Origin of the sequence: Anabaenopsis tanganyikae CS-531 (assembly GCF_029891675.1) — a bacterium.
Taxonomy (GTDB): Bacteria; Cyanobacteriota; Cyanobacteriia; order Cyanobacteriales; family Nostocaceae; genus Anabaenopsis; species Anabaenopsis arnoldii.
Map to the genome: position 1 here is coordinate 1 of NZ_JANQDF010000107.1, position 5,454 is coordinate 5,454.

Annotated in this window: 3 protein-coding genes; all 3 read right to left on the minus strand. The window is 43.1% G+C overall.

The genetic code is table 11. The features are described 5' to 3' along the window. Window positions 1-2,281: two-partner secretion domain-containing protein (locus NWP22_RS11000; RefSeq protein ID WP_280801881.1), on the minus strand; the 2,281-nt coding region annotated here is incomplete at its 3' end. A gap of 102 nt (window positions 2,282-2,383) precedes the next feature. Continuing rightward, window positions 2,384-5,143, minus strand: coding sequence for a CHAT domain-containing protein (locus tag NWP22_RS11005; protein WP_271730645.1), 2,760 nt, complete (start codon window positions 5,141-5,143; stop codon window positions 2,384-2,386). 86 nt (window positions 5,144-5,229) lie between these two features. Beyond that, on the minus strand, window positions 5,230-5,454 hold a 225-nt coding region (locus tag NWP22_RS11010; protein ID WP_280801882.1), incomplete at its 5' end, for a hypothetical protein.

The following is a 5,454-nucleotide window of genomic DNA, read 5'->3' on the forward strand; positions in this document are numbered from 1 at the left end:
CTACTATTTGAGGTGCGGTGATGGTAACATTACCGGCGTTACCTGCGCCTTGGGTAAAGGCTTCTACTCCGGCTCCGTCGGAAATTTGGAATCTGGGGGTGTTGATGGTGATGTTACCGGCATTGTTATCTGTGAGGGTGACGGCTAAAATGCCGCCAAAATCTCTGTTTAATATTCTGTCAAAATAAGTACCTGAAATCGCCACTTGCTCTGTAGCTCGAATGTTAATCGCACCGGCATTACCCTGACCACTGGTACTAGTGTTAATAGTACCAGCATTTTCCACAGTCAAAGTAGAAGTATCAATGGTAATATCCCCGCTATTTCCTTTTGCTGTTGGTGCTACTGTACTAGATACAGAACTAGTAAAGCCTGCACTAGATTTCCCCCGGATAGTCACCCCATCGGCGGCTCTAATCACAATCGCCCCGGCATTACCCTGACCAAAGGTAGTAGCATTAATACTAGTACCATTTTCTACAGTCAAAGTAGAAGTATCAATGGTAATATCCCCGCCATTTCCTTTTGCGGTTTCTTGTCCTACTGCACTAACTACTAAACTAAGAAATCCTCGACTAGATTCCCCCCGGATAGTCACCCCATCAGCGGCTCTAATCACAATCGCCCCGCCATTACCCTTACTAAAGGTACTAGCGTTAATATTACCACCATTTTCCACGGTTAAAGTAGAAGTATCAATGGTAATACCCGCGCTATTGCCTTGTGCTGTTGGTGCTACTGCACTAGATACAGAAGTGCTAAATCCTCGACTAGATTCCCCCCGGATAGTTACCCCGTCAGCGGCTGTAATCACAATCGCCCCGGCATTGCCTTGACCAATGGTACTAGCATTAATAGTACCACCATTTTCCACAGTTAAAGTAGAAGTATCAATGGTAATATTCCCGCTATTTCCTTGTGCTGTTTGTCCTACTGCACTAATTACTGAACTAATAACGCCTTGACTAGATTCTGCGCGTATAATTACCCCATCAGCGGCTGTAATGGTTATTGCTCCCGCATTGCCTTTACCAATGGTACTAGCATTAATACCACCACCATTTTCCAGAGTTAAAGTAGAAGTATCAATAGTAATACCCCCACTATTCCCTTCTCCTGTTGGTGCTACTAGACTAACTACTAAACTGATAATGCCCAGACTAGATTCCCCGCGGATAGTCACCCCATCAGCGGCTGTAATTGCGATCGCTCCTGTATTGCCTTTACCGGAGATACTCGCATTAATAAAACCACCATCTTGTAAAGTTAAACTAGAAGTATTGATGTGGATATTCCCAGCATTTCCTTGGCCGAATACGCCATTAAATATGAAGGAGTTATCCAGAGTGATTTTATCAGTATTATTAATCTGAATATTTCCCCCTTGAGCATTGGGTGAACCCATCCCCGCTGCTATCCCAGCACGCAGCTGACTATTTCCAGTTATCTCTAAATTTTGGGAATTTATTGTTATGCTCCCACCACCACCACCAGCAACATCTACCACCGCACCATTACTGAGGCTGACATTTTTTGTTGTGATATTTGTGGCGGCGCTATCTAAGGGCTGGGGAAGGGTCAAACGCTTTTCATCTATATCAACCCTTCCGGCTTGGGTTAACCCACCCAACTCTACTGTACTTCCCGGTGATATGATTTGAGTGTTATTCAGGCTGACATCACCACCAATCAAAGCTAAAGTTTTACCCTCTGGAACACTCAGACTAGAATTAGTCAGGGTAATATTTCCTGGATGATCCCGAAATCTTAACCCCCTGGGAATATTCACAGTTAATAACGGGTCTATTGTCGTATCTGTGCTACTAAACTCATAATTATCAAAGATGATACTATCGGCACTAGCAGCCACAAAGGAACCTTTGACATCTAACCGAGCATTAGCACCAAAACTAATACCATGGGGATTAATTAAAAACAGGTTAGCATTCCCCAATACTCCCAAGGTTCCCAAAATACTAGAAGGATTACTTCCCGTCACCCTGGTTAAAATATTGCCAATACTATCGGGGTTACTAAAATAAACCCCTCTGTCAGCGCCGACATTAAAATCAGTGAAACTATGAAATAAGTTACTCCCACGGATGGCTCCCCCTTCAATGATGTCACGGTTATTTACTGTATCACCCCTGACTGTGGAGTTTAAGCTATTGTCTGGTGTGAGTTGGGCGTTTACCATCTGCATATTTGCAGTAGTAATTAAGCCGATGAATATCTTAAGGAATAACTGATAACTGGGATGTTTGATGAATCCATCAATCATAACCTGGAATCTCCGCTTTTTTGCCATGTTCTACCCTATACTGTCAGCTTGTGGATTTATCCCAACCCAGAGGTTAGGTGCTGGTATTTCATCTGGGGAGTCTCAAAACCATTTACCTAAGAGAACATAACCCGCCCAATAATAGGGACTCTTGTATTCTGGGTTGTTTAAAAGAGCTAATTGGGCTTGGCGTACAGCAGCGGCTTTACTCATATTATTACCCATCAAAGCCTGATAAAATTGACTCATGAACAGAGCCGTTGATTGATCATTTACTTGCCAAAGGGTAGCTAATGTGCTGCGAGTCCCCGCTCGGACAGCAACGCCAGCCAACCCTAGGGCGGCTCTGCTGTCTCCCTTTACGGTTTCGCAAGCACTCAATACTAGTAATTCAATAGGCTGCTGATCTCTAGAACGCAGTAAACTATTTAACTGGTTGAGATTCAGGCGATCGTCCCAAGTCAGGATAAAAGTATCATCACGTTGGGAGCTAAACTGTCCGTGGGTGGCTAGGTGAACAACAGAAAAAGGGGCTGAATTGAGGGTATTTTTGAAGCCTGCATTGGTAAAAGAGGGATTAAGTAACTCAGTGCTACTAGGAACTTGTGATTTAATTTCTTGTACTTCTTTGAGGACAAAGGGTAATGGGGAGAATTGTTGCTCCCGCGCTTCGGGGGATTCACTCAATCCGCCGATGAGAGTCCGAGGTTTTTTGTCCCGATAAGTTTGAAAGTCGGTAAGTTGTAAGCCAGGAGCACGGGCAATGTTGTACTGTTGGATCACATAGTTTTCACCGTTGTGCAGTACAGACATAGGAATATTCTGCAAAGCACTATCCAAGACAAAAACCAAAGTTTTAGTCTGACTTTGGGCTAAATCTTTTTCAGCAGGGGCTAACAGCCATTTGTATAGTATCTGTGCATTGCTCAGGATTACTCGTTCATAGACTCGGGGATCAATTCTAATATTGTTTGGGTTAGCTAAACTCAACTCCTGAGTCAGTTCCCCCAGGATTTCCTCAACTATATTTTTATCAATCTTTGTGGTGTAATGAAGTAGGTCTTTATTTTGTGGTAACTTAACAATAATCTCAAGACGGTCTTGTAAAACAATGGGATAAATCAAGGCCGCTGTAGGGTCTTGTTTATCCGTTATGTCGTCAATTACCACCGGCTTCGCATCCAGACAAACCAAGCGCAGGAAGTTTTCTAACTCAGCTAATTGCAGAGAATCTATGGTTTCACGGGCTAGCTCTAAGTTTTTTTGGGGTATGTCTGCGTTATCTTGACGCTGCAACAGTAAACTGACATATTCACGATAAACAGGTTCAGTACTTTCTCTAAAATTAAACTGATTTTCTGTATTGATAGCCACTAAATCACTGCGGAAGGAGCGGAGAGTTGCCAATGATTGGGCGTAAGCAGTCAGGGCTGCTTCAGTTTTTCCTTGAGCTTTTAGCAGTCGTCCCTGTTGCCATTGCCATTGATAAGTTAACTCTGGTGCCTGAGCCTGCCAAGAGTACTGTAATGCCTTTTGAGTGTACTTACTGGCTGTATTCCAGTCTTGGCGACTCTCATATAATCTTCCTATAAGCCCCAGTATATAGGATTTTGTCCGTTGATCGTCAAGTTGGGCAGCATCTTGTGCAACACTGTTTAAGGTTTGAATTGCCTCCTGGAAAGATACCTCACCAACCGATGATAAATTCGGAGTGATAGGGCTGAGGCAACTCGACTGTTTTTGCTGTAAACAAAGAGAGTTTTTAGTGTAACTAACCTGAGTATAAATGGTTTCTCTACTCAGGGGGAGGTGAGTTAATGAAAATTTGAGTGGAGATATCAAAGCTTCTGCATCTGTCCATTTTTGCTCTGCTATTAATAGTTCTAGCTGATTGAGTTGAGATTTCACTTGTAAAATAGCTGAACCCGGAGATGAAAGAGAAACTGCTTTTTCATAGGCTGCTTGATATTTCTCCAAGGCTTTGGCTCGATAAATTGCCGCTTGTCGCCTATTTGCTACTTCTGTGGCTCTGTTAGCTAAGGCGAGTTCTGTATTACCTAAGTTTAGCAAAACTTTACTTTCATCTTCCGGTAAATTATTGGTTTGAGCAATTGCTAAACTAGCTTGGAGGATTGTTTCCGCTGCGGGAAAATCGCCTATAATCCGCATGACATTACCGAGACTTCTTAAAGCTTGTGCTGGGTAAATATTTTGGGGATTCCCTAGTATTTGCTGTTGCAGTTTTGCTATTTCTGCCTCGGAAATATGACATTCTGCATTGCTTAAACCTAATATTTCTAACAAGGTTTGACAAGCTCGCGAATACATTCCTAAATCTTGCATAGCTTGAGCTTGATTAATCAAATTAAGATGAAGTTGACCATTGGGTGACTGGGGATAAAGTCTAGCGGCTTGTGCCCATGTATTTAAAGCCTCCTGAGATTGCCCAGTTTTTTGTAAGAGTTGCCCTTGAATATCCAGGGTTTGAGCTAAAATGCGCTGTTGTTCTGTGGTGGTTTTGGCAGATTGTAAAATCTCCAAACTTTTGTGAATGGCTGTATTGGCTGCTTCCCATTCTCCTAATTGCTGATGGGTGAGAGAAAGGTTGCTCCATACAGTGGCTGTATTGAGGGAATTACTGGGTAATGTTGTGATGGCTTGTTGCCAAACTGGTATAGCTTTGGTAAATTGCCCTGAGTTGTAAAGTTGCCTGCCTTGTTGCATCAGTTGTACTGTATCTGTATGAATCTGAGCAAATACAGGGGGGATGGCTAAAGCAAGGCAGAACAGTAGAATTAGTAGAAAAACAGAGGGCTTGAATCTGGGTTCTAATCTGAGCTTTTTTTTGTGAGTTGTTTTCATTGTCACCCTGACTTTAATTTGATCAACAATTAAGTTACATCAATACCCGGCAAGATGCCCGTACTACAAGAGCTTGAGTGCGACATTTACTGACAATATGCCGTAGCAGCATCAACTCGGTGAGGGTGATTTCCCCTAGGAGCAGCCACTAAAACCACATCTCCTTGAGCATTAACTACCCATCCCTGGGCGGGGATAACTCTTCGAGTCATCATAGATACAGGACTGACCACAGCCGATGATTCCTCCAGTGTGGGAGCAATTAAACTCACTTCCACCTCGCTACTACTATGTATTTGTTCCGGGGAACC

Coding starts and splice junctions, on each gene's coding strand:
- NWP22_RS11005 (WP_271730645.1), bottom strand. CDS start 5,143: ATGAAAACAACTCACAAAAAAAAGCTCAGATTAGAACCCAGATTCAAG.